Raw genomic sequence first — 21,983 nt, 5'->3', positions numbered from 1 at the left:
AAATCATACTTTTTGAAACTTTTGTGACTTATAATCGTAAAAACAAACATAGACAGAAACATAGGAAGAGGGGAATTCGATGGTAAGCTTAAAAAAGATTTACGTGACGGGCGGTATTGTCGTTCTTGCCATTATTTTGGGCCTATCTGCTTTCACGACCTGGTATACAGTCGATGAATCAGAACAGGCGGTCATTTTGACATTTGGGAAGGTAGAGGCGGGAATTAGTGAACCTGGCTTGCACTTCAAGCTTCCTTGGCCAATCCAGAGTGTTGAGACATTATCGAAGGAAACATTCAGCCTTCAGTTCGGCTATGAAGAGAAAAACGGTGAAATCGTCGAGTTTCCGGATGAAACGAAGATGATTACGGGTGACGAGAATATTGTGCTGGCCGATCTGGTTGTTCAATGGAAAATTACTGATCCGGCAAAATATTTATACAATGCTGATAATCCAAGAGAGATTTTGTATGATTCAACTTCGGCCTCTGTCAGAAGCATCATTGGCAGCTCCAAAATAGATGACGCCCTGACCTCCGGGAAAGCAGAAATTGAAGCGGATGTCCGTGACTTATTGTCATCCTTGATTGAAAAGTATGATATGGGTGTTTCCGTCCTTGGGGTAAAGCTCCAGGATGTTGAACTGCCAAATCAAGAAGTCCGCAAAGCTTTTACAGATGTAACAGATGCTCGTGAGACGATGAATACAAAAATAAATGAAGCAAAGAAGTACCGCAACCAGAAATTGAACGAAGCGAAGGGTGAAAAGGATGCGCTTATTTCAAGGGCAGAAGGTGACAAAGCTGCCAGAATCGAACGGGCGCGCGGTGACGTGGCGGTATTCAATAAGATGTATGTTGAATACAAATCAAATCCGGAAATCACCAGACAGCGTCTGATATTGGAAACACTTGAGCAGGTGCTGCCGGGAACGGAAATATACATCATGAACGATGACGGCAACACAATGAAGTACTTCCCGATTCGCCCGCTTGAAGCAGATAAGCCTAAGTCAGAGCAGGAAGGCAGTGAAAAGAATAATGGCTGATCAAAACGTGATTGATTTGAAGGAACGCGGCGGCGGTTCGTTCAATTGGAGAAACTATACGAAGTTGGGGATTTTCCTGATTATTCTCATTGCCCTTCTGGTTTTTATCTTCACCAATGTTTTCGTTGTTAAACAAGGCGAATATAAAGTAGTGAGACAGTTCGGTGAGGTTGTCAGAATTGTAAAGGAACCTGGACTTAATTATAAAGTTCCATTCATCCAGAGTGTGTCCACCCTGCCAAAGTATCAAATGACTTATGATGTCTCACAGGCGGAAATCAATACAAAGGACAAAAAGAGAATCCTCATCGATAATTATGCAATCTGGCGTATTGAGGATCCGAAAAAGATGATTTCCAATGCAAGGACTCTGGAGGGTGCGGAATCGCGCATGGAAGAATTCATCTACTCTGTTGTCCGTTCTGAACTGGGGCAGCTTGACTATGATGAAATCATCAATGATGAAAATTCCTCCCGTGGTTCGTTGAATGACAGGGTAACTGAAAAGGTCAATGAATTGCTTGACGGCGGTAACTATGGTGTCGTAGTTACAGATGTCCGGATGAAAAGAACAGATCTACCTGGAGAGAACGAAAAATCAGTTTTTACCCGTATGATCTCTGAACGTGAAACAAAGGCCCAGGAATATCTATCAATGGGGGATGCTGAAAAGAACAGGGTCATTGCCCAGACAGACCGTGAAGTGAAAGAGATTTTGGCTAAGGCAACAGCTGACGCAGAAACCATCCGCGGTGAAGGAGAAGGGGAAGCTGCAAAAGTATATAACCAAACGTTCTCAAAGGATCCTGAGTTTTATACCATGTTCCGTACTCTTGAATCCTATAAAAAGACAATCAACGGCGAGACCGTGATTGTCCTCCCATCCGATTCACCATACGCAAGGATGCTGATGGGCTACACAGATTAATAGAAGGCTGACAAAGGCCGTTATTTTTCTTTCTATCATCTCTCATGATAAAATAGGAAGGAATCTAACGGTCTTTTTTTTATATAAAATCTACATGGTCCTGGAGGAGGAATGACATGTCCAAGAAGCTTGTATTGATCGACGGCAATAGTATCGCCTACCGCGCGTTTTTTGCTTTGCCGCTGTTGAATAATGAAAAAGGGATACATACGAATGCAGTTTACGGTTTTACCATGATGCTGATGAAAATTCTCGAGGATGAAAAGCCTAGTCATATTCTTGTCGCATTTGATGCGGGAAAAACGACGTTCAGGCATAAAACGTTCAGTGAATATAAAGGTGGCAGGCAAAAGACGCCGCCGGAACTTTCCGAGCAATTCCCATTTATTCGTGAATTATTGACAGCTTACGGAATCGCCCAATATGAGCTGGAAAATTATGAAGCCGATGATATCATTGGTACTTTAAGTTTGCTCGCTGAAAAAGAAGACTTTGAAACGAAGGTCATATCCGGTGATAAGGACTTGACACAGTTGAGCTCCGACAAAACAACTGTCAGCATCACCCGGAAAGGCATTACGGATATCGAGGAGTATACCCCCGAACATATTAAGGAGAAGTATGGGCTGACGGCACAACAAATCATTGATATGAAAGGACTCATGGGGGATGCATCCGATAATATACCGGGAGTTCCTGGTGTAGGGGAAAAGACGGCGATCAAGCTGCTGAAGGAACATGGCACGCTTGAAAAGCTGATTGAATCGATCGACCAGGTCAGCGGAAAAAAACTCAAGGAAAAGCTTGAGGAATTCAAAGACCAGGCCGTCATGAGCAAAGAACTTGCGACCATCACTCGTGAAGCTCCGGTGGGAATCGAGTTAAGCGAACTTGAATATGAAGGCGCAGAGAACGAGAAGCTGGTCAAAATCTTCAAGGAACTCGGGTTCAACTCGTTATTGGACAAGCTTGGTGCGGAGGCAGTACCTGAAAATGTCGAGCTTGAAGACATTGAGTTCAAACAGCTCGATACAGTCGACCCAAACATTTTTGCGATAGAAAACGGCTTTTACGTCGAGGTGCTTGAGGATAACTATCATTATGCTGATATCGTCGGTTTCGCGGTTGTGAATGAAAATGGGCACTATTATCTGCCTGTGAAAACCGCTTTGGAGTCTGAAGAATTCAAAAAGTGGGCAGAAGATGAGACCAGCAAAAAGACAGTCTATGATGCGAAACGTTCCGAGGTTTCCTTGCGCCATCACGGCATCCATCTGAAAGGTGCTGAATTCGATGTGGCACTAGCATCCTATATCATCAATCCTTCCGAATCGCCGGACGACCTGGCTGCCATCGCCAGACAGCATGGCTTCATGAGCGTACAGGCTGACGAATCGGTCTATGGAAAAGGCGCCAGACGAAAAATCCCCGATGAAACAATACTTGGGGAGCACCTGGTGCGTAAGGCAGATGTTCTGGTGTCCTTGAAAGAAAAGCTTGAGCAGGAGCTGTGGGATAATGACCAGCACGATCTGTTCAGCAGCCTTGAAATGCCATTGTCACTGGTGCTTGCAGATATGGAATACCTCGGTATCAAGCTCGATATGGTCCGTCTTGAAAACATGGGCGAAGAAATCAAAGGCCGTCTTGCCGAAATCGAAACGAAGATTTTTGAAATGGCAGGCGAACAATTCAATATCAATTCACCGAAGCAATTAGGTGTCATTCTGTTCGAAAAACTGGGACTTCCTGCTGCCAAAAAGACGAAAACCGGTTATTCAACTTCAGCAGACGTCCTGGAAAAATTGGCGCCGAAGCACAAAATCATTGAAGAAATCTTGAACTACCGCCAGCTTGGCAAGCTGCAGTCAACCTATATTGAAGGTCTGCAAAAGGTCGTGAATAAGGAAACGGAAAAAGTCCATACAAGGTTCAACCAGGCGCTGACTGCGACAGGAAGGCTTAGTTCAACGGACCCTAACCTGCAGAATATTCCGATCCGACTTGAAGAAGGCAGGAAAATCAGGCAGGCATTCGTTCCTTCAGAAAAAGACTGGGTGATATTCGCTGCTGACTATTCGCAAATTGAACTGCGAGTACTTGCCCATATTGCCGGGGACGAAAAATTGATTGATGCATTCCGTCATGACATGGATATCCATACAAAGACAGCGATGGAAGTTTTCCACGTCGGAAAAGATGAGGTCACTTCGAACATGCGCCGACATGCGAAAGCGGTAAACTTCGGGATTGTGTACGGAATCAGCGATTATGGTTTATCGCAGAGCCTGAACATTACGAGGAAAGAGGCTGGGGAATTCATCGAACGCTATCTTGAGAGCTACCCAGGCGTAAAAGAGTATATGGATGAAATCGTGAAAGATGCCAAGGCGAAAGGGTATGTCCAGACACTGTTGCACCGTCGCAGGTATATACCGGAAATCACGGCGCGCAACTTCAACCTGAGAAGTTTTGCGGAACGGACAGCGATGAATACGCCAATCCAGGGAAGTGCTGCTGATATTATCAAAAAGGCCATGATCGATATGGCTGAAAGGCTGCGCGAAGAAGGGCTGAAGACGAGACTGCTTCTTCAGGTGCACGATGAATTGATCTTCGAGGCGCCGCAGGATGAAATTGAGCTGCTGAAGGAAATAGTCCCGGATGTCATGGAAAATGCGATAGAATTAAAAGTTCCTTTGAAGGTGGACTTCTCATACGGTCCAACCTGGTATGATGCGAAGTAAAGGAAAGACAAGAAAGGTAAGGAAAGGCGGGATAGGATGCCTGAGCTTCCAGAAGTAGAAACCGTCAGGCGCACGCTTGAGGTGCTTGCAGTGGGCAAAGAAATCGGGCATGTATCGGTTTTTTGGCCCAAGATGATCAAAAAGCCAAGTGAAGTTGAGCAATTTAATGATGCCCTTCGCGGCCAGACAATCAATGAAATCGGCAGGAGAGGCAAATTCCTGATCTTTTATACAGATGACTATGCGCTTGTCTCCCATCTTAGGATGGAAGGGAAATATGGTTTGTTCAGCGCAGACGAACCTGTTGAAAAACATACACATGTCATTTTTCATTTTACCGATGGGAAAGAATTGCGCTATAAGGATGTCCGCAAATTCGGGACGATGCACCTATACGCCAAAGGGACGGAATTCGATTCGCAGCCGCTCGCTGATTTGGGACCTGAACCATTTTCAGCCGATTTCTCCGTAGAATGGCTGTCTGAAAAGCTTAAAAGGACCAATCGGAAATTAAAGCCTGCGCTGCTTGACCAAAAAATCCTTGTCGGTCTTGGGAATATTTATGTTGATGAGGCGCTTTTCCGGGCGAAAATCCACCCGGAACGGATTGCGAACTCGTTGTCCCAGGAAGAAGAAGTTGTTCTTTACAGGGAAATTGTCAGTACTCTTTCTGAGGCTGTAGAGAAGGGCGGCAGTACCATCCGCTCCTATGTCAATTCCCAGGGGCAGATTGGTATGTTCCAGCTCCAGCTGCTGGTGTACGGACGTAAAAATGAACCATGCAAGGTGTGCGGCACACCACTGGAAAAAACAGTCGTCGGTGGACGGGGGACCCACTTTTGTCCAACATGCCAAAAACTGTGAACATATAATCGCCTGTTGATTTTCTCACCATATCTAGGCTCCTTCCATATACTAACGTAGCGATTGACAGGAAGGAGCTCAGTTTATGGCACAAATAATCTCCCTGCTTTTACTTGCATTCGCTGTCAGTCTTGACAGTTTCAGTGTAGGGTTAACGTATGGATTGCGGAAAATGAAAATCCCGGTTAAATCGATTGCCGTTATTGCGGTCTGTTCAGCAGCCGTTCTGATGGCTGCCATGATGATTGGGCATTTTCTCGAGAGCTTTTTTTCACCTGAATTGGCAGAGAAGCTGGGTGGCACTGTCTTGATCGTATTGGGCGGATGGGTTTTATTCCAGTTCTTCCGGGATGACCAGTCAGAGATGCTCTGTCATGAAAAAATCATCCTGAATTTTGAGATTAAATCACTTGGCATTGTTATCAATATTTTGAAGAAACCAATGTCGGCAGACTTCGACCGTTCGGGTACAATCAATGGAATTGAAGCCGTCATGCTTGGTCTTGCCCTGTCTCTTGATGCATTTGGAGCAGGGATCGGCGCGGCCTTATTGGGCTTTTCACCCGGCTATCTGGCTCTGACGGTTGCCTTCATGAGTTCGTTGTTCGTCTATGCCGGCATGAGAATGGGCAGCTATTTTTCAGAGAGGAGCTGGCTGCAGAAGTTTTCTTTTGTACCGGGAATCTTATTGATCATAATTGGACTGCTCAAGCTCTAGGAGACTGTTTGAAAGGATAAAAGAGGATGTCATTAATCATTGGATTAACAGGAGGTATAGCAAGCGGGAAAAGCACGGTATCAGCGATGTTCACTGAGCTTGGCATCACGGTGATCGACGCCGATATCGAAGCGCGGCTTGCTGTTGAGCCAGGAGAAAAAGCATATAATGATATTGTCAGCCATTTTGGCACAGAAGTTTTAGAAGAAGATGGCAGCATCAATCGCCCCGCCTTAGGGTCAATCATTTTTAACAACGAGGAAAAAAGGCTGCAGCTTAACTCAATCGTCCATCCTGCCGTACGCGAGCGGATGGCTATGAAAAGGCAGCAAGCAGAAGCGGCAAATGAAAAGGCCGTGGTCCTGGATATACCATTGCTTTTTGAAAGCAAGCTAACAGGCATGGTCGAAAAAATCATCGTTGTCTACGTGGATGAGAAGACCCAGTTGGAGAGGCTGATGGAGAGGAATGGATTCTCCGAGGATGAAGCCCTTTCACGTATCAAATCACAGATGCCTTTGAAGGATAAAGTGAATTTGGCTGATGAAGTCATCGACAACACCGGAACCATCGAACAATCAAGACAGCAACTAATTAAAGTTTTGCATAAATGGGGAATCTAAAGAGCCGAAATGGGCTCTTTTTTCTTTTGCCATCAATCCTGGTTAATCCTAAGATAATCCCTGTTGGAGCGAATATAATCCCTGATTCAGATAATTTATTCCTTGTTTCCTTAAAATCCGCGCATTGAAATACTTGTCTTCACCAATGAATATTATCAGAATTATTTTAAATTTTAAATGTGTGCAATTATATATCACAAATATTTTTTAATATGTTATACTAATACCATAACAAAGGGTTATTAAGTATAACACTAATTCGGAAGGGGCCGTACAATGAAGGCGAGAATAGCGATAAACGGTTTTGGGAGAATTGGAAGAATGGTATTCAGAAGAGCCATTCTTGAAGAAAATCTTGAGGTTGTGGCGATTAATGCGAGCTATCCGGCTGAAACACTGGCGCATTTGATTAAATATGATTCAACACATGGCCAATTTGCAGGTGAAATCATCCCTGCTGATGATCACCTTGTCGTTAATGGGAAAACTGTCAAACTATTGAGCAATCGCAATCCTGCTGAGCTTCCGTGGAAAGAAATGAAGATTGATATTGTCATAGAGGCCACAGGAAAGTTCAACTCACGTGACAAGGCAGCACTTCATTTGGAGGCCGGCGCAAAAAAAGTCATTATAACAGCCCCTGGCACAAATGAAGATATTACAATTGTGATGGGCGTAAATGAAAGCGCATTAAAAATTGAAGAGCATGACGTTATTTCCAATGCTTCATGCACAACGAACTGCCTGGCACCAGTGGCAAAAGTGCTGGATGATACTTTCGGCATTGAAAACGGCTTGATGACAACTGTCCATGCCTACACAAATGACCAAAATAATATCGATAATCCGCACAAAGATTTGCGCAGGGCGCGTTCTTGCGGACAATCAATCATCCCTACTTCAACAGGGGCGGCAAAGGCGCTGTCACTCGTTCTTCCACAGCTGAAAGGAAAGCTTCACGGTATGTCACTAAGGGTGCCGACGCCAAACGTATCACTTGTTGACCTGGTTGTTGACTTGAAGCGAGAGGTAACTGTGGATGAAGTGAACGATGCGTTCTACTCTGCTGCAAAAGGGAAGCTTAAGGGTGTACTGGATATCACCACAGATCCACTGGTTTCCATTGACTTCAACACGAACGAGCACTCAGCGATCATTGATGGACTGTCCACTATGGTCATTGGCGCCAACAAAGTCAAGGTACTCGCCTGGTATGACAATGAATGGGGATACTCAAGCAGGGTTGTAGACCTGACAAAGCATGTTGCCGAGGCAATGTCTGCTTCAGCAACCGTGAAAGTTGGATAAATAAAAGTGTCAAACCATACAGGGTTATATGTAAAAAGCCTGCCGATCCCGGCAGGCTTTTTTGCAGTATGAAAAACTCTGCATACATGCTGTATAGCTATCTATGAAACTGTGCGTATAGAACATTGAAATTCATTGAAAAAATTTTATTTTCATGTGTTGCAAAAAAAATATAAACAAAGTATACTAGTCATCGTGAACTTCTTAATAACGGTACCAATTGGCTACTTAAAGGGTTAGGACCTCTCTGGACTAACTTTCCCCCGTGGTAGTTAAGATACCATTGAAACTAGGAATTTCATTCTAATATTGTTAGAGGGGGAAATTGAATATGGAAACAATGGGTCGTCATGTAATTTCTGAACTTTGGGGTTGCGATTTTGAAAAATTGAATGATATGAACTTTATTGAACAAACGTTCGTTTCAGCAGCTTTGAAATCTGGTGCTGAAATCCGCGAAGTGGCTTTCCACAAATTTGCACCACAGGGTGTAAGCGGAGTTGTCATTATTTCTGAATCTCATTTAACTATTCACAGCTTCCCGGAGCACGGATACGCCAGCATTGATGTTTACACTTGCGGCGATCTTGATCCTAATATTGCAGCTGACTATATTGCTGAAGCTCTTGGCGCTCAAACACGCGAGAATATCGAAATTCCACGCGGCATGGGTCCTGTGCATGTGAAACAGGCACAAGCGAAGGCTCTATAATTGAAAATATGAAAATTTACAAGGGGTGTAGCGATACACCTCTTTTTATTTTGTGCAAAAATTAAGGTAAACTGTAGATAGAAATAATGTGCAGGAGGATTTTTGATGTCTTTTTTGAAATCCATAACAGGAAGATACGAGAAATTCAGCGGGACGAGTGAAAATAACAGTGATGAACAATTGCGGACCCATTATTATAAAGCGAATTTTAATCAGGTATTCCAGTCAGTCGAGGATCTGCTTAAAGCTGACTCTAAAACCCGGATCACCAGTGTATCAAAGGAACATGGAGAAATCTCAGCGGAGCTAAACGGCAGGATCAAGGGTTTTTTAACCGCAACCGTCATTACGACAAAACCATTTGAAACAGCGGTCGATTTACATATCTCAACGGAAAAGTTTTCTTTGGCAGGAATCAATCCTGCATTGAGACAAGAATTAATCAAGGTTTATGGAAAGTTGGATAAAACACTTACGTTCATCGGTTCAGGCAAATATGGAAATCAATAGTTCCTCTTGTCCCATCAGCATCTTTTTTATAAGATAATAGTAAGGATAATGCTTATGGACGTATTGGTGGATAAAGCGAATGGTCCTTCGCTCATTCTATATTTCAAAATATTCGGAGCTGATCGAGATGAAATGTCCAACTTGCCAAAATAACTCTACCCGGGTTCTTGATTCAAGACCGGTTGACGATAGCCGATCAATTCGACGCAGACGTGAATGTGAAGCTTGCGGATTTCGCTTTACCACTTTTGAGAAAGTTGAAGAAATCCCATTGATTGTGGTCAAAAAAGAAGGTACTCGCGAGGAGTTCAATCGAGAGAAACTCCTTCGCGGTTTGCTGAAAGCATGTGAAAAGAGGCCGGTCGCCCTAAAAGAGCTCGAGGATTTGGTCTCCGAGGTAGAAAAAGAACTGAGAAGCCATGGAGTATCCGAAGTGAAGAGCGAAGCAGTGGGAGAGATGGTGATGGACAGGCTGGCTAAAATCGATGAAGTCGCCTATGTCCGTTTCGCTTCCGTTTACCGGCAATTCAAGGATATCAATGTATTCATCGATGAATTGAAAGAGTTATTGAAGAAAGAACAATGATAAGCCTGGAGTCCAGACTAATGAATGATATTAACCAAGGCGCTTAAGCTTTTTATCTAAGAGGAAATTTTAAATTATCACTTAGTGAATTGTCTAGCTCCAGCGCCTAGCCCCTCGAGACGTTTCGGTCCTGGCAATGAAGACAAAGAGCGACTTCACTGCCAGGCCCTCCAACGCTTGTCGGGGCTGACCAAGGCGCTTAAGCTTTTCTATGAAGGAGCTGAAGGAAACTTCGGCTCTTTTTAAGGCGTGCATGAAACCACGGAGCAACTTAAACGATATGATTTTCCGCGTAGTGGGATTGTTATAGATTTTAACCAGACAGAGTGGAGGGGAATAGGATGGCTCAGCATTGGCAGGAGACTTTGCCTGTAGACCAATATATTGTTGCATCCGGCGGTCTGCTGCATGATTATGATCGCAAGGTGCTCACCTTTTTGTACCAGCCGTTGATTGGGCCAGCTTGTTTGAGCCTTTATTTGACCTTATGGGCTGAACTTGAAGAAAATCGGCTATGGTCTCAGTCTGGTACCCATCATAACCTGATGACGATCATGGATATGAATTTGAAGGAGATTTATCACGCCCGCCAGAAGCTTGAGGGAATGGGTTTGCTGAAGACTTATGTCAAAAATAATGAAGATGGCCGTTCATTCATTTATGAATTACAGCCGCCGCTGACTCCGGAACAATTTTTCCTGGATGGCATGTTGAATGTCTATCTGTATCGAAAAATCGGAAAGAATCAGTTTTTGAGGCTTAAACGGTTTTTCAGTGACAAGCTGCCCGAGACAGAAGCGGGATATTCTGAAATTACCAGGGCTTTTCAGGATGTGTTCCTGTCTGTTCCTCCTCAAGCTCTCATGCATAATGAGGATTCAGCTGCCGACCTTGGTGAAGAAGAAGCGCAATCCTTCATCGGCAGGAGGGAATCTGGCAAAATTCAGATTGACCCTGCGGAATTTAATTTCGATTTGTTATTGGGAGGCCTTCAGGATTCTTTGATTCCCAAAAAGGCTTTTACAACGAAGGTCAAAGAAGCAATCAGCAATCTCGCCTTCCTTTATGGGATTGATGCATTGAAGATGAAAAATATCGTTTTGAGTGCCGTTACTGCTGAAAATGATATCGATATTGAGGAGCTGAGAAAGGCAGCACGGGACTGGTACCAATTTGAATACCAGGACCAGTTGCCGGCGCTGCTGGACCGGACCCAGCCTTTCCAGCACAAAGCCGGAATCGAGAAGCCGAAAACAAAAGAAGAAGAATTAGTCCTTTATTTTGAAAAAACATCACCAAGACAGCTGCTGATCGACTTATCAGGCGGTGCCGAGCCTTCAAAATCCGACCTGCAGATCATCGAAGAAGTGATGTTCAAGCAAAAGCTGCTTCCGGGTGTCGTGAATGTTTTAGTCCAATATGTTATGATCAGAACGGATATGAAGCTGTCAAAAGGCTATATTGAGAAAATCGCCAGCCATTGGTCGAGGAAGAAAATCTCGACTGTAAAGGATGCCATGGAGCTGGCGAAAAGTGAGCACAGACAATACCTTGATTGGGCAGAAGGAAAGAAAACGCCCGTTGCATCAGGAAAACGGAAACCTGTACGCAAGGAAGTCTTGCCGGATTGGTTTGAGAAAAAGAGCGAGAATGGACCGGACCAACAGCAAAGTTCTGCTGCTGGAGAGGATCCTGACTTTGAAATAGAAAAGAAAAAGCTTGAAGAAGAACTGAAAAAATTCAAATCCGGGAGGTGATTCAGTTGCAAAACATAAATGAAACGCTGAAGAAGCTTGCTAATAACCAAAACTTTCAGGAACGGTATGAAACACTTAAAAGACAGGTCATGCAGGATCAGCATATAAAGCAATTCCTTGATGAGAATGCGGACTATATCACCAGGGAAATGCTTGATGGCAGCATGTCCAAGCTGTATGAGTTTTCCACCCAGAGCAAGGACTGTGATAAATGCGAAAGTCTTGCAGCCTGCAAGAATATGATTAAAGGCTATGAGCCACAGCTTTTCATCAAAGGGAATTATATTGATGTCAAATATGACCGTTGTAAAAAGAAGGTCATGTATGATGAGAAGCAAAAGAATGCCAAGCTGATTAACAGCATCTATGTGCCGAAGGAAATTCTGAAAGCGTCGTTCGGGGATATTGAGCTTGATGACGCCGGAAGATTCAAGGCCATCAAAATGGCGAAGGATTTTGTTGAGAATTATGAATCCGGCCAAAAGCAAAAAGGTTTGTTCCTGCATGGACCGTTCGGAACTGGCAAGTCATATCTGCTTGGCGCCATTGCGAACGAATTGGCACAGAACCAGATCAGTTCATTGATTGTATATGTACCGGAATTTTTCAGGGAAATGAAGAATGCGATCGGGGATCATTCGGTCAACGACAAGCTGGAAGCAATCAAAAAGGCCGATGTCCTGATGCTCGATGATATCGGAGCGGAAACGATGAGCAGCTGGGCCAGGGATGAAATCCTTGGAACCATCCTGCAATTCCGCATGCTCGAGAATCTTCCAACATTCTTTACTTCAAACTTCGACCTTAGCGGGCTTGAGCACCATCTGACGCACAGCCAGCGGGGGGAAGAGGAGCAGCTCAAGGCAGCAAGAATCATGGAACGGATCAAGTACCTTGCGCAACCGGTAAAAGTAGAAGGCAAGAATCGGAGAGTTTAAAAATAGGCTGCGGCGAAACAGGCTGCAGCCTATTTTTTTTGCGGTTTAATCATTCAGCGGCAATATGGATACTTCTAAATTGTCCAAGTCCCCCATATATATAATCAGGGATTATTTAAAAGGGGGGATATGGTTGATTGAAATCATCTTCCAAAAAAAGCAGGATGCCTGGAATTTATACCATCATTTAGTCGCCAGGCTTGCTTCATTGCAGGAAAAGAATTCAATTCTTCTTAATGAAGATCAAAATAGAGTGCTGATTCCAGAAGATTTTTTTGTAAAAGAAAAATTAGCCGAACTGAAGAAATGTGTATATGATTTTATTCTGAAGCTGAAACGAGATGACTGGCTAAGAAACATCCTGGCAGAATCTTATTTTTACACGGAAAGTGAAGAGCAGGATCAAATCCTGGATATTATCTACTCTGTCATGGAAGGGAACCGAAAGGATCTAGCACCTTTTATGGAGGGAGTTGAAGAGCCAGGGGTCGTTAAAAAATCAATCAATGAAATTCTTGATGAGAGGGTCTCGTTCTCGTTTGATTCCTTTGTCGTATTCAGGCTGAAGTCATATTTCGAGCAGCTTTCGAATTGGGTAGAGGTCGCAATCGATGAGTATAAAATGGAACAGGAATACCAGGTATTCCTTCATACATTGAGAAGTTTTCTGAAAGACAGAAAACCGCAAATGCCTTATTTGTACTTGGTCATCGATGAAAATATGACATTCTTTAATCAGGAGTTCACGGAGATGAAGCGTAGCGAATTGTTCAAAACGATTGACCGAAGGCTGCTTGTCAATCACCCCATCTACGTCGATTCTGGAACGATCGCGCCGCTCCTGTCGATTGCGCCGCAAACCATTTTCCTGTATACCGACGATGCGCACCAGCCATTAGTGCGAACGATTATCAACCTGTTTGAAGAGCGGGTCAAAATTAACCCAATTTCCGCTTTTGAGGAGGAAAGATTGAATTTTTTCAATGAGGATCATGAAAATATACGATAGCCCACTTGATTTTCAAAACATTACAAACTATAATTACGTACATACTAAACCAATAGTAAATGTAATGATGAGGATATGGGCATTCTTGAAAGGTTTGCAGAGAGGGAAGGCACGGCTGAAAACTTCCTAACACGAAAGAAACGCTTACCACCTCTGAACTCCAGCTGTGAACGCCTGCAAGGCAAGTATTGGCTGGCGGCAGAAGCCGTTATCGCAACCAGAGCCATTCCTGCGTTAGTTATGCGCATGAGTGGGAATTGGGTGGAACCACGTGTGATCAAACTCGTCCCTGTTTCAGGGACGGGTTTTTTTATTTTTCGCGCAAATATTGCGCCACATATGAAAAGGAGGAAAAGCCAATGGCAGACATGTTGAAAATATCGTTTCCAGATGGAGCAGTGAAGGAGTTTCCTGCAGGCACAACAACTGAAGACATTGCCGGTTCAATCAGCCCGGGCCTTAAGAAAAAAGCCATTGCCGGTCTGGTAAATGGAAAGCCGTATGATTTCAGGAGACCCATCGAGGAAGATGCTTCGATTGAAATCATCACTCCCGATCACCCGGAAGCACTTGAAATCCTGCGCCACAGCACAGCTCACTTAATGGCACAGGCAGTCAAACGCCTGTATAAAGATGTGAACCTCGGAGTAGGGCCAGTGATTGAAGGCGGATTCTACTATGATATCGATATGGAACATTCCCTTTCTCCGGAAGATTTGCCGGAAATTGAAAAGGAAATGAAGAAAATCATCAATGAGAACATTGAGATTGTCCGTAAAGAAGTAAGCCGTGAGGAGGCAGTCAAGTTCTTCAAGGAGCTTGGTGACCCATATAAGCTTGAATTGATTGAAGCGATTCCGGCGGATGAAAAAGTCACTCTTTATGAGCAGGGAGATTTTGTCGACCTTTGCCGCGGAGTCCATGTTCCATCCACTGGAAAGCTGAAGGAATTCAAATTGCTGAGCATTGCCGGTGCTTACTGGCGCGGTGACAGCGACAATAAAATGCTGCAGCGTATTTATGGAACAGCGTTTTTCAAGAAGGAAGATCTGAAGGAGCACTTAAGACTGCTTGAAGAAGCGAAGGAACGCGATCACCGCAAGCTTGGCAAAGAGCTTAGCCTGTTCACAAACTCGCAGAAGGTTGGTCAGGGACTTCCGCTTTGGCTTCCGAAAGGCGCGACGATCCGCCGCATCATTGAGCGCTATATTGTCGATAAAGAAGTCAGCCTTGGCTATGACCATGTCTACACTCCGGTAATGGGAAGTGTCGAGCTTTATAAAACTTCCGGCCACTGGGACCACTATCAGGAAAACATGTTCCCGGTCATGGAAATGGAAAATGAACAGCTCGTTTTAAGACCAATGAACTGCCCGCACCATATGATGGTGTACAAAAATAGCATCCATAGCTACAGGGAGCTTCCAATCAGGATTGCCGAGCTTGGAACTATGCACCGCTATGAAATGTCAGGCGCGTTGGCTGGCTTGCAGCGTGTACGCGGGATGACTCTGAACGATGCTCACCTTTTTGTCCGCCCGGATCAGATCAAGGAAGAGTTCAAACGTGTCGTTGAGCTTGTGCTTGAAGTTTACAAGGATTTTGACATGAATGATTACTCGTTCCGTCTGTCCTACCGCGATCCAGAAGACAAAGAGAAATATTTCGATGATGACGAGATGTGGGAAAAGGCTCAATCCATGCTTAAAGAGGCAATGGATGAAATGGGACTTGACTATTTCGAGGCAGAGGGTGAAGCGGCATTCTACGGTCCGAAGCTTGATGTCCAGGTCAAGACTGCGCTTGGCAAAGAGGAGACACTGTCCACTGTACAGCTCGACTTCTTGCTTCCTGAGCGCTTCGACCTGACTTATATCGGTGAAGACGGCAAGCATCACCGTCCGGTTGTCATCCACCGCGGTGTCGTATCGACAATGGAACGTTTTGTAGCCTTCCTGATTGAAGAATACAAAGGAGCGTTCCCAACATGGCTGGCTCCTGTCCAGGCACAAATCATCCCTGTTTCACCAGCAGTCCACTATGACTATGCAAGGGAAATCCAGGATAAGCTGAAAGCAGAAGGCTTCCGCGTTGAAATTGATGGCCGTGACGAAAAAATCGGCTACAAAATCCGTGAAGCGCAAATGCAGAAAGTACCTTATATGCTGGTTGTCGGTGACAATGAAGTTGCTGATAAAGCAGTCAACGTCCGTAAATACGGCGAACAAAATTCCGAAACAATCTCCTTCGACGAATTCCTTGAATCATTCAGGAAGGAAGCGAAGAAATAAGAAAAGCGGAGGCGACTGCNNGGAGCCGCAGCTAGACAAGCGTCTCGAGGGGCTAGGCGCTGGAGCTGGACAAAAAAAGAGGGGCCAACTGGCTCCTCTTATTTTTATTGGATTATTCAATAGGTTTGCAACAGGTGGGACATAGATTTTTTGTATAGCTGCGCTGGATTCTTTCACCGCAATTCCGGCAGGATTTTATGTTAACAGGCGTATTATCAATATCATTAGAAAAACCATAGCCAGTCCTGAAAAATTTCAATGCAGTACCAGCGAGCAGTCCAGTGATCACACCGGTGATGATAATCGCGATCAGCATTTCTACACCAGCTTTCTTGTCTATTTCTACCAATCATTATACCAAGAAAGCAGCAATTAGGCAGTGACGAATTAACATAAAGTTATGATTCTGTGCCATACCTTTTGCAGATAAGTTTAATTACGCTTGAAAAAAAGTATTGCAGCCTGAATTCCTATCTGATACAATACTTTTTGTTGCAGTTAACGAAAAGTGATTCGTTTGACACATCAATTTCTTTATGCTATATTAGCAAGAGTGAACTGAATACAAGTTTTAGGAAAGAAGAAGCACCCGCTTCTCACCTGGCTGACGCAATTGGGCTGTTGGCAGGTAATACGTAAACGTCTAATTATTTTGTTTCCGTAAGTGTGGGTGTCGTCGCCTGCACTTTTTTTATTGCAAAATAAAAATGGACTATATCGTATGTCATTGTGTGAGCAAGATAAAGGCTTAGTCCTTGCAATGTACTTCTTCTCCTTGACAATGTATTCGATAAAACCTTGGAGGTGGCTAATTATTAGCAAAGATGCGATGTTATTAAACGAGGGAATTCGTGCTCGCGAAATTCGTCTGATCGATCAAAACGGCGAGCAATTAGGAATCAAATCCAAAGCTGAGGCTCTTGAGATCGCAGCGCGGGTCAATCTTGATCTTGTGCTTGTTGCTCCGAACGCGAAGCCTCCTGTAGGCCGAATCATGGACTACGGAAAATTCAAGTTCGAACAGCAAAAGAAAGAGAAAGAAGCACGTAAGAACCAAAAAATCATCACAACCAAAGAAGTCCGTCTTAGCCCGACAATTGATGAGCATGACTTCAACACGAAGTTGCGCAATGCTATCAAATTCCTGGAAAAAGGCGATAAAGTTAAAGCATCAATCCGTTTTAAAGGCCGTGCTATCACTCACAAGGAAATCGGTCAGCGTGTTCTTGATCGCTTCTCTGAAGCTTGCAAAGAAGTAGCGACAATCGAATCACATCCAAAGATGGATGGCCGAAGCATGTTCTTGGTACTAGCACCTAAAACTGAAAAGTAACGAGGAGGAAGTCCCTATGCCAAAAATGAAAACACACCGCGGCACTGCCAAGCGTTTCAAGAAAACTGGAACTGGCAAGCTTAAGCGTTCACACGCTTACACTAGCCACTTATTCGCTAACAAATCTACAAAAGCTAAGCGTAAGCTTCGCAAATCTGCAATTGTTTCAAAAGGCGATTTCAAACGTATTCGTCACATGCTTGACAACATTAAGTAAACTCGAGGAATCTCGATTTATATAGGAGGGAAATTACATGCCACGTGTAAAAGGCGGTACAGTTACGCGCAAGCGTCGTAAAAAAGTCATTAAATTAGCTAAAGGTTATTATGGTTCAAAACATACATTATACAAAGTTGCTAACCAGCAGGTTATGAAATCCCTAATGTATGCATTCCGCGACCGTCGCCAGAAGAAGCGCGACTTCCGCAAACTTTGGATTGCTCGTATCAACGCAGCAGCTCGCATGAACGGCCTTTCTTACAGCCGTATGATGCACGGCCTTAAGCTTGCAGGTATCGAAGTAAACCGCAAGATGCTTGCTGAACTAGCAGTAAGCGATGCAGCAGCATTCGCTCAATTGGCTGAAACAGCTAAGCAACAGTTCAACAAGTAATAAAACGATAAGATGAACCATTCTCAATATTGAGGATGGTTTTTTCTTTTTGGATACATAAGCATGCGCGGTCGTTATTTTTATCGGACAAGTGTAAGCGTAGTTTTGGGATAGTGTCCGATAGAGAGGCTCTAAGGGACCAACAGAAGCGAAATCTCGTGGAAAGTGTCCGATAGAATGGCTCTAATGGACAAACGGAAGCGGAATCTCGTGAAAAGTGTCCGATAGAATGGCTTTAACGGACAAACAGAAGTAGAATCCCTGAGAAAGTGTCCGATAGAGAGGCTCTAACGGACAAACAGAAACGATATCTCCTGAAAATTGTCCGATAGTAGGGCTTTAACGGACAAACAGAAGTGGAATCCCTGAGAAGCTGTCCGATAGAGGAGCCCTAATGGACAAACAGAAGCGAAATCTCTTGGAAACTGTCCGATAGAAGGGCTCTAACGAACAAACAAACATAAATGAAAACGTGAGAAAAATGTCCGATAGAAGGTCTTTAATGGACAAACAGAGCGAATTCTCGTGGGAAATGTCCGATAAAGATCCATGGCAGTTATAATGAAAGCAGTACAAACATCATTTTAAGAGGACGTGAAGACGTGGGAATCTGGATATTGGCCAGTTTAATTATCGTAATGAATCTTGCTGGTTTTTTGATCATGAGCATAGATAAAAAACGGGCAAAAAACAATGATTATCGAATCAGCGAAAGGACGTTATGGAATATTGCTTTGCTTGGAGGGGCAATCGGGGCCACTGCAGGCATGAATCATTTCAGGCATAAGACGAAACATGCCCAGTTCAAATATGGTTTGCCTGTGCTGGCTGTTTTAGAGATTGGTATTATTATATATTTGTTTATGCTGTTGGCATAACAGCTTGGGTGATTCTATATGCTAGTAGCAACAGAGATTCGCAGGCAGGTGACATAAATGGATGATGCGTGGTCGACGCTGCTGATTATTGTGGAATCTGGAAGCTGGTTTGCACCTGTTTTGTTTGTACTTCTTCATGTTTTCCGTCAGTTCATTTTCATTCCGCCTGCAGTTGTCTGCGTCGCGGGCGGTCTTCTTTTTGGGGTGGTTCCGGGAATCATCTATTCACTGATTGGTTTGACGGGGGCCAGTATATTATTCTATTTTTTGATGAAAAAAATTCCGGACACCATGCAAAAGTTAACCAGACTGAAACAGCGTTTGGTAGGGCGGTTCAGGGATCTAACCGTAACACAGGTTGCGTTGCTGAGACTGATTCCGCTGATTCATTATCAACTGCTGAGCTTTTGCCTGTATGAGCGGAAAAAAGATTTTAAGGAATTTATGCTCGCCTCATTCCTGGCGAATATTCCATTCGTGATCTTTTTTACAATCTTCGGGGAGAGTATTGGAGATTTTGATGCAATCGCGGGAAGCTTTCTGATCATTGGCATGCTCGTGCTCGCTTATCTTTTGAGAGAGAAGAGCTCACTGATTAAATGGCGGGAATTCTTTGATACTACATCTTAAAGAAGGAATGAAGGCACAATAGGAAAAGCGTCCGAAGTATGATCGGACGCTTTTATCTTGATTAATCTGCTTCTGGCCCATGATTCGCCATAAATTCCTTGATCGGGCTTTTCCAGTCGATTTTGGCGACAGGATAGTTCTCGCGGATTTTTCGTTCGATAAACTGGAAGTCTTCAAGCACGAGTCCCTTCAAGGCAGACGTTTTCTTAGGCCAGATGAAAATGGAAACGACTTCAAATGCAGACGGAGTCGTACCTAAATACTTTTCACCCTCGAACAAAACACCCTTATAAGTCAGCAGAAAATTTTTGCGAACATTGTCCGGGTCATCCAGTAAAAAGAAGCGCTTCTGCTCATGAGCAAGCTCCAGCTTTCGTTTCGGGTGGAATAAATACTTTACTCCGCTGTATATCAGGAAAATGAATAATAGCAAGAAAATAAGACGTAAAAGCAGAATCATGACTGCCCCTCCAATGCGAACTTTCCTTATTTACGGATGAGATTCCAAATAGTTTCAACAAATTTATAATTAATATATACTTTTTATTGCAGAGCCGGGTTGTTAAAGTGAGAAAACCTGTATGGTGGAATCCAGAAGCCTGCTTTTAGTGATAATAACACGATGGAGTTGAATCATGGATACAATAACACTTTTTAAAATGCAAAAAGCACTGGATAGTCATATTGAATTGCAGCATAAGTTAGAGAATGATGATTTATTTGACAGGAAGATCCTGGCGCTGCTTGTTGAAATCGGAGAGCTTGCTAATGAGACAAGGTGCTTCAAGTTCTGGAGTGTGAAACCTTCATCTGAACAGGATATCGTCCTTGAGGAATTTGTGGATGGCGTTCATTTCATCTTGTCGCTGGGCATTGAGTGTGGTTATGAAGATATTGAAGACATCACCCAAAACAGATCGACGGTGACAGACACAAGCAGCCAGTTCCTTGCAGTATATGAGTCTGTACAAAAATTCAGGGATAGCCGAAGTAAGAAAGATTATATCGACCTTTTTGGGAGTTACATGAGACTTGCGGAACTGATAGGATTACAAGAAGCTCAAATTGAACAGGCATATATTCAAAAAAATGAAGTAAATTATGATAGGCAGCGAAATGGGTATTAGGCAGAATTTTTTGTACATTGCCCCTCATGTCTAGTATAATAGGTTTCGAAAATACATATTAAGGGAGTCGAAATAATGGCTAAATTAGATGAAACATTAACAATGCTAAAAGATTTAACCGATGCCAAAGGTATTCCCGGCAATGAGCGTGAGCCTAGAGAAGTAATGAAGAAATACATAACTCCATTCGCTGATGAAGTAACTACGGACGGCCTTGGCAGCCTGGTTGCAAAGAAAGTCGGAAATGAGAATGGACCGAAAATCATGGTTGCCGGCCACCTGGACGAAGTTGGCTTCATGGTGACAAGCATCGATGACAAAGGATTCATCCGCTTCCAGACAGTCGGCGGCTGGTGGAGTCAGGTCATGCTTGCACAGCGCGTGACAATCGTTACCCGCAAAGGGGAAATCACTGGGGTCATCGGTTCTAAACCGCCTCACATCCTTCCGGCAGAAGCGCGCAAAAAGCCGGTTGATATCAAGGATATGTTCATTGATATCGGTGCATCAAGCCGTGACGAAGCGAAGGAATGGGGAGTCACTCCCGGCGACATGGTCGTTCCTTACTTCGAATTCACAGTTATGAACAATGAAAAGATGCTGCTTGCTAAGGCTTGGGATAACCGAATAGGCTGTGCGATTGCCATCGATGTCCTGAAAGGCCTTAAGGATGCTGAGCATCCAAACGTGGTTTTTGGGGTTGGAACCGTTCAGGAGGAAGTAGGCTTGCGCGGCGCTAAAACTTCCGCTCAAATGATCGAGCCTGATATCGCTTTCGGAGTTGATGTAGGAATCGCCGGAGACACTCCAGGTGTAACCGAAAAAGAAGCCCTCAGCAAAATGGGTGACGGTCCGCAAATCATCATTTATGATGCATCAATGGTGTCACACAAAGGACTTCGTGATTTTGTAACGGATTTGGCAGACGAGCTGAACATTCCATACCAGTTCGACGCAGTAGCTGGCGGCGGTACAGACTCAGGTGCGATTCACCTGACACACCGCGGTGTACCGGCACTGTCCATCACAATCGCGACACGCTACATTCATTCACACGCAGCGATGCTACACCGTGATGACTACGAAAACGCAGTGAAATTGATCATTGAAGTCATCAAGCGTCTTGATAAAGAAACAGTTGAAAAACTTACTTTTGAATAAAAGTTAAGATTTAGTTGTCCAGAGAATGTTTTCTGGACAACTTTTTTGTGCCTAAAAACGTTTGATCTGCCGTTTTTTCGTGGGGCACGTCGTTTTGGAATTTATCACTACGATATTGCTGAGAAACACTACGAATTAATCCATAATCACTGCGTAATTAAGCCTAATCACTACGAAATTAGCCTAATCACTACGGAATTA

The 21,983-nt window shown here is 43.9% G+C and carries 23 protein-coding genes and 1 other annotated feature; of the genes, 21 read left to right on the top strand and 2 right to left on the bottom strand.

The window, feature by feature from the left end; translation table 11 throughout:
* The first annotated feature begins 79 nt into the window (after nt 1–79).
* The 14 genes from hflK (at nt 80) to thrS (ending at nt 16,039) form a co-directional block, all read left to right on the top strand.
* Nucleotides 80–1,048 (top strand): FtsH protease activity modulator HflK, encoded by a 969-nt coding sequence (gene hflK / locus J7E38_RS23500; protein ID WP_214704791.1) that lies wholly within the window; start codon nt 80–82, stop codon nt 1,046–1,048.
* Nucleotides 1,041–1,976 carry a protease modulator HflC gene (hflC, locus tag J7E38_RS23495; RefSeq protein ID WP_215039006.1) on the top strand — a complete coding sequence of 312 codons (936 nt, stop codon included), beginning with the start codon at nt 1,041–1,043 and terminating at the stop codon, nt 1,974–1,976. The genes hflK and hflC overlap by 8 nt, the downstream gene beginning before the upstream one ends.
* A 116-nt stretch (nt 1,977–2,092) precedes the next feature.
* Entirely contained in the window at nt 2,093–4,723 is a 2,631-nt protein-coding gene (gene polA / locus J7E38_RS23490) for a DNA polymerase I (RefSeq protein WP_214704789.1), read from the top strand.
* A 36-nt stretch (nt 4,724–4,759) separates the two neighbouring features.
* Complete coding sequence (gene mutM, locus J7E38_RS23485) at nt 4,760–5,587, top strand: DNA-formamidopyrimidine glycosylase (RefSeq protein ID WP_214704788.1); 828 nt, start codon at nt 4,760–4,762, stop codon at nt 5,585–5,587.
* 85 nt (nt 5,588–5,672) lie between these two features.
* Entirely contained in the window at nt 5,673–6,305 is a 633-nt protein-coding gene (ytaF, locus tag J7E38_RS23480) for a sporulation membrane protein YtaF (protein WP_214704787.1), read from the top strand.
* Between the two features lie 26 nt (nt 6,306–6,331).
* Nucleotides 6,332–6,928: a dephospho-CoA kinase gene (gene coaE, locus J7E38_RS23475; RefSeq protein ID WP_214704786.1), complete on the top strand. Its 597-nt coding sequence runs from the start codon at nt 6,332–6,334 to the stop codon at nt 6,926–6,928.
* Between the two features lie 276 nt (nt 6,929–7,204).
* Nucleotides 7,205–8,236 (top strand): glyceraldehyde-3-phosphate dehydrogenase, encoded by a 1,032-nt coding sequence (locus J7E38_RS23470; protein WP_214704785.1) that lies wholly within the window; start codon nt 7,205–7,207, stop codon nt 8,234–8,236.
* 331 nt (nt 8,237–8,567) lie between these two features.
* Nucleotides 8,568–8,948: an adenosylmethionine decarboxylase gene (gene speD, locus J7E38_RS23465; protein WP_214704784.1), complete on the top strand. Its 381-nt coding sequence runs from the start codon at nt 8,568–8,570 to the stop codon at nt 8,946–8,948.
* A gap of 105 nt (nt 8,949–9,053) precedes the next feature.
* Nucleotides 9,054–9,458 (top strand): hypothetical protein, encoded by a 405-nt coding sequence (locus J7E38_RS23460; RefSeq protein WP_214704783.1) that lies wholly within the window; start codon nt 9,054–9,056, stop codon nt 9,456–9,458.
* Nucleotides 9,459–9,585: 127 nt separating this feature from the next.
* A complete protein-coding gene (nrdR, locus tag J7E38_RS23455) occupies nt 9,586–10,044 on the top strand; it encodes a transcriptional regulator NrdR (protein WP_144477801.1) in 459 nt (152 codons plus the stop codon).
* 341 nt (nt 10,045–10,385) lie between these two features.
* The gene (locus J7E38_RS23450; protein ID WP_214704782.1) at nt 10,386–11,801 is read left to right on the top strand and encodes a replication initiation and membrane attachment family protein; all 1,416 of its coding nucleotides are present in this window, start codon (nt 10,386–10,388) and stop codon (nt 11,799–11,801) included.
* Nucleotides 11,802–11,806: 5 nt separating this feature from the next.
* On the top strand, nt 11,807–12,739 hold the full coding sequence (gene dnaI, locus J7E38_RS23445) for a primosomal protein DnaI (RefSeq protein WP_214704781.1): 933 nt from the start codon (nt 11,807–11,809) through the stop codon (nt 12,737–12,739).
* A gap of 133 nt (nt 12,740–12,872) precedes the next feature.
* Nucleotides 12,873–13,748, top strand: coding sequence for a sporulation protein YtxC (gene ytxC / locus J7E38_RS23440; protein ID WP_214704780.1), 876 nt, complete (start codon nt 12,873–12,875; stop codon nt 13,746–13,748).
* Between the two features lie 359 nt (nt 13,749–14,107).
* Nucleotides 14,108–16,039 (top strand): threonine--tRNA ligase, encoded by a 1,932-nt coding sequence (thrS, locus tag J7E38_RS23435; RefSeq protein WP_214704779.1) that lies wholly within the window; start codon nt 14,108–14,110, stop codon nt 16,037–16,039.
* A 112-nt stretch (nt 16,040–16,151) separates the two neighbouring features.
* On the opposite strand, the gene J7E38_RS23430 is transcribed toward thrS, so the two are convergent.
* Entirely contained in the window at nt 16,152–16,388 is a 237-nt protein-coding gene (locus J7E38_RS23430) for a hypothetical protein (protein WP_215038999.1), read from the bottom strand.
* A 222-nt stretch (nt 16,389–16,610) separates the two neighbouring features.
* Nucleotides 16,611–16,737, top strand: a sequence feature (ribosomal protein L20 leader region).
* A gap of 113 nt (nt 16,738–16,850) precedes the next feature.
* Between J7E38_RS23430 and infC the strand changes: the two genes are divergently transcribed.
* The 5 genes from infC to J7E38_RS23405 all read left to right on the top strand — a co-directional run bounded on the left by infC (nt 16,851) and on the right by J7E38_RS23405 (nt 19,494).
* Nucleotides 16,851–17,372, top strand: coding sequence for a translation initiation factor IF-3 (infC, locus tag J7E38_RS23425; protein WP_215039005.1), 522 nt, complete (start codon nt 16,851–16,853; stop codon nt 17,370–17,372).
* Nucleotides 17,373–17,388: 16 nt separating this feature from the next.
* The gene (rpmI, locus tag J7E38_RS23420; RefSeq protein WP_023627047.1) at nt 17,389–17,589 is read left to right on the top strand and encodes a 50S ribosomal protein L35; all 201 of its coding nucleotides are present in this window, start codon (nt 17,389–17,391) and stop codon (nt 17,587–17,589) included.
* Nucleotides 17,590–17,626: 37 nt separating this feature from the next.
* A complete protein-coding gene (gene rplT, locus J7E38_RS23415; protein WP_041967619.1) occupies nt 17,627–17,986 on the top strand; it encodes a 50S ribosomal protein L20 in 360 nt (119 codons plus the stop codon).
* Between the two features lie 602 nt (nt 17,987–18,588).
* Nucleotides 18,589–18,864, top strand: coding sequence for a DUF1294 domain-containing protein (locus J7E38_RS23410; protein ID WP_214704777.1), 276 nt, complete (start codon nt 18,589–18,591; stop codon nt 18,862–18,864).
* Between the two features lie 57 nt (nt 18,865–18,921).
* The gene (locus J7E38_RS23405; protein ID WP_214704776.1) at nt 18,922–19,494 is read left to right on the top strand and encodes a TVP38/TMEM64 family protein; all 573 of its coding nucleotides are present in this window, start codon (nt 18,922–18,924) and stop codon (nt 19,492–19,494) included.
* 61 nt (nt 19,495–19,555) lie between these two features.
* On the opposite strand, the gene J7E38_RS23400 is transcribed toward J7E38_RS23405, so the two are convergent.
* Nucleotides 19,556–19,954: a hypothetical protein gene (locus J7E38_RS23400; RefSeq protein WP_214704775.1), complete on the bottom strand. Its 399-nt coding sequence runs from the start codon at nt 19,952–19,954 to the stop codon at nt 19,556–19,558.
* Nucleotides 19,955–20,129: 175 nt separating this feature from the next.
* On the opposite strand from J7E38_RS23400, the gene J7E38_RS23395 reads away from it, so the two are divergent.
* On the top strand, nt 20,130–20,621 hold the full coding sequence (locus J7E38_RS23395) for a dUTP diphosphatase (RefSeq protein ID WP_214704774.1): 492 nt from the start codon (nt 20,130–20,132) through the stop codon (nt 20,619–20,621).
* A gap of 75 nt (nt 20,622–20,696) precedes the next feature.
* Nucleotides 20,697–21,782: a M42 family metallopeptidase gene (locus J7E38_RS23390; protein ID WP_215038997.1), complete on the top strand. Its 1,086-nt coding sequence runs from the start codon at nt 20,697–20,699 to the stop codon at nt 21,780–21,782.
* Nucleotides 21,783–21,983: the final 201 nt, after the last annotated feature.

Origin of the sequence: Bacillus sp. ISL-35, assembly GCF_018613355.1 — a bacterium.
Taxonomy (GTDB): domain Bacteria; phylum Bacillota; class Bacilli; order Bacillales; family Cytobacillaceae; genus Mesobacillus.
Note: the sequence above shows the minus strand (reverse complement) of the source record. Positions and strands in the feature narration are given on the sequence as shown.

Bases quoted from the DNA above. Each gene is read 5' to 3' on its own strand.
- thrS (WP_214704779.1), top strand. From the start codon at position 14,108: ATGGCAGACATGTTGAAAATATCGTTTCCAGATGGAGCAGTGAAGGAG.
- J7E38_RS23405 (WP_214704776.1), top strand. From the start codon at position 18,922: ATGGATGATGCGTGGTCGACGCTGCTGATTATTGTGGAATCTGGAAGC.
- mutM (WP_214704788.1), top strand. From the start codon at position 4,760: ATGCCTGAGCTTCCAGAAGTAGAAACCGTCAGGCGCACGCTTGAGGTG.
- J7E38_RS23390 (WP_215038997.1), top strand. From the start codon at position 20,697: ATGGCTAAATTAGATGAAACATTAACAATGCTAAAAGATTTAACCGAT.
- polA (WP_214704789.1), top strand. From the start codon at position 2,093: ATGTCCAAGAAGCTTGTATTGATCGACGGCAATAGTATCGCCTACCGC.
- nrdR (WP_144477801.1), top strand. From the start codon at position 9,586: ATGAAATGTCCAACTTGCCAAAATAACTCTACCCGGGTTCTTGATTCA.
- J7E38_RS23450 (WP_214704782.1), top strand. From the start codon at position 10,386: ATGGCTCAGCATTGGCAGGAGACTTTGCCTGTAGACCAATATATTGTT.
- J7E38_RS23400 (WP_214704775.1), bottom strand. From the start codon at position 19,954: ATGATTCTGCTTTTACGTCTTATTTTCTTGCTATTATTCATTTTCCTG.
- hflC (WP_215039006.1), top strand. From the start codon at position 1,041: ATGGCTGATCAAAACGTGATTGATTTGAAGGAACGCGGCGGCGGTTCG.
- J7E38_RS23460 (WP_214704783.1), top strand. From the start codon at position 9,054: ATGTCTTTTTTGAAATCCATAACAGGAAGATACGAGAAATTCAGCGGG.
- ytaF (WP_214704787.1), top strand. From the start codon at position 5,673: ATGGCACAAATAATCTCCCTGCTTTTACTTGCATTCGCTGTCAGTCTT.
- coaE (WP_214704786.1), top strand. From the start codon at position 6,332: ATGTCATTAATCATTGGATTAACAGGAGGTATAGCAAGCGGGAAAAGC.
- speD (WP_214704784.1), top strand. From the start codon at position 8,568: ATGGAAACAATGGGTCGTCATGTAATTTCTGAACTTTGGGGTTGCGAT.
- J7E38_RS23395 (WP_214704774.1), top strand. From the start codon at position 20,130: ATGGATACAATAACACTTTTTAAAATGCAAAAAGCACTGGATAGTCAT.
- hflK (WP_214704791.1), top strand. From the start codon at position 80: ATGGTAAGCTTAAAAAAGATTTACGTGACGGGCGGTATTGTCGTTCTT.
- rpmI (WP_023627047.1), top strand. From the start codon at position 17,389: ATGCCAAAAATGAAAACACACCGCGGCACTGCCAAGCGTTTCAAGAAA.
- J7E38_RS23470 (WP_214704785.1), top strand. From the start codon at position 7,205: ATGAAGGCGAGAATAGCGATAAACGGTTTTGGGAGAATTGGAAGAATG.
- rplT (WP_041967619.1), top strand. From the start codon at position 17,627: ATGCCACGTGTAAAAGGCGGTACAGTTACGCGCAAGCGTCGTAAAAAA.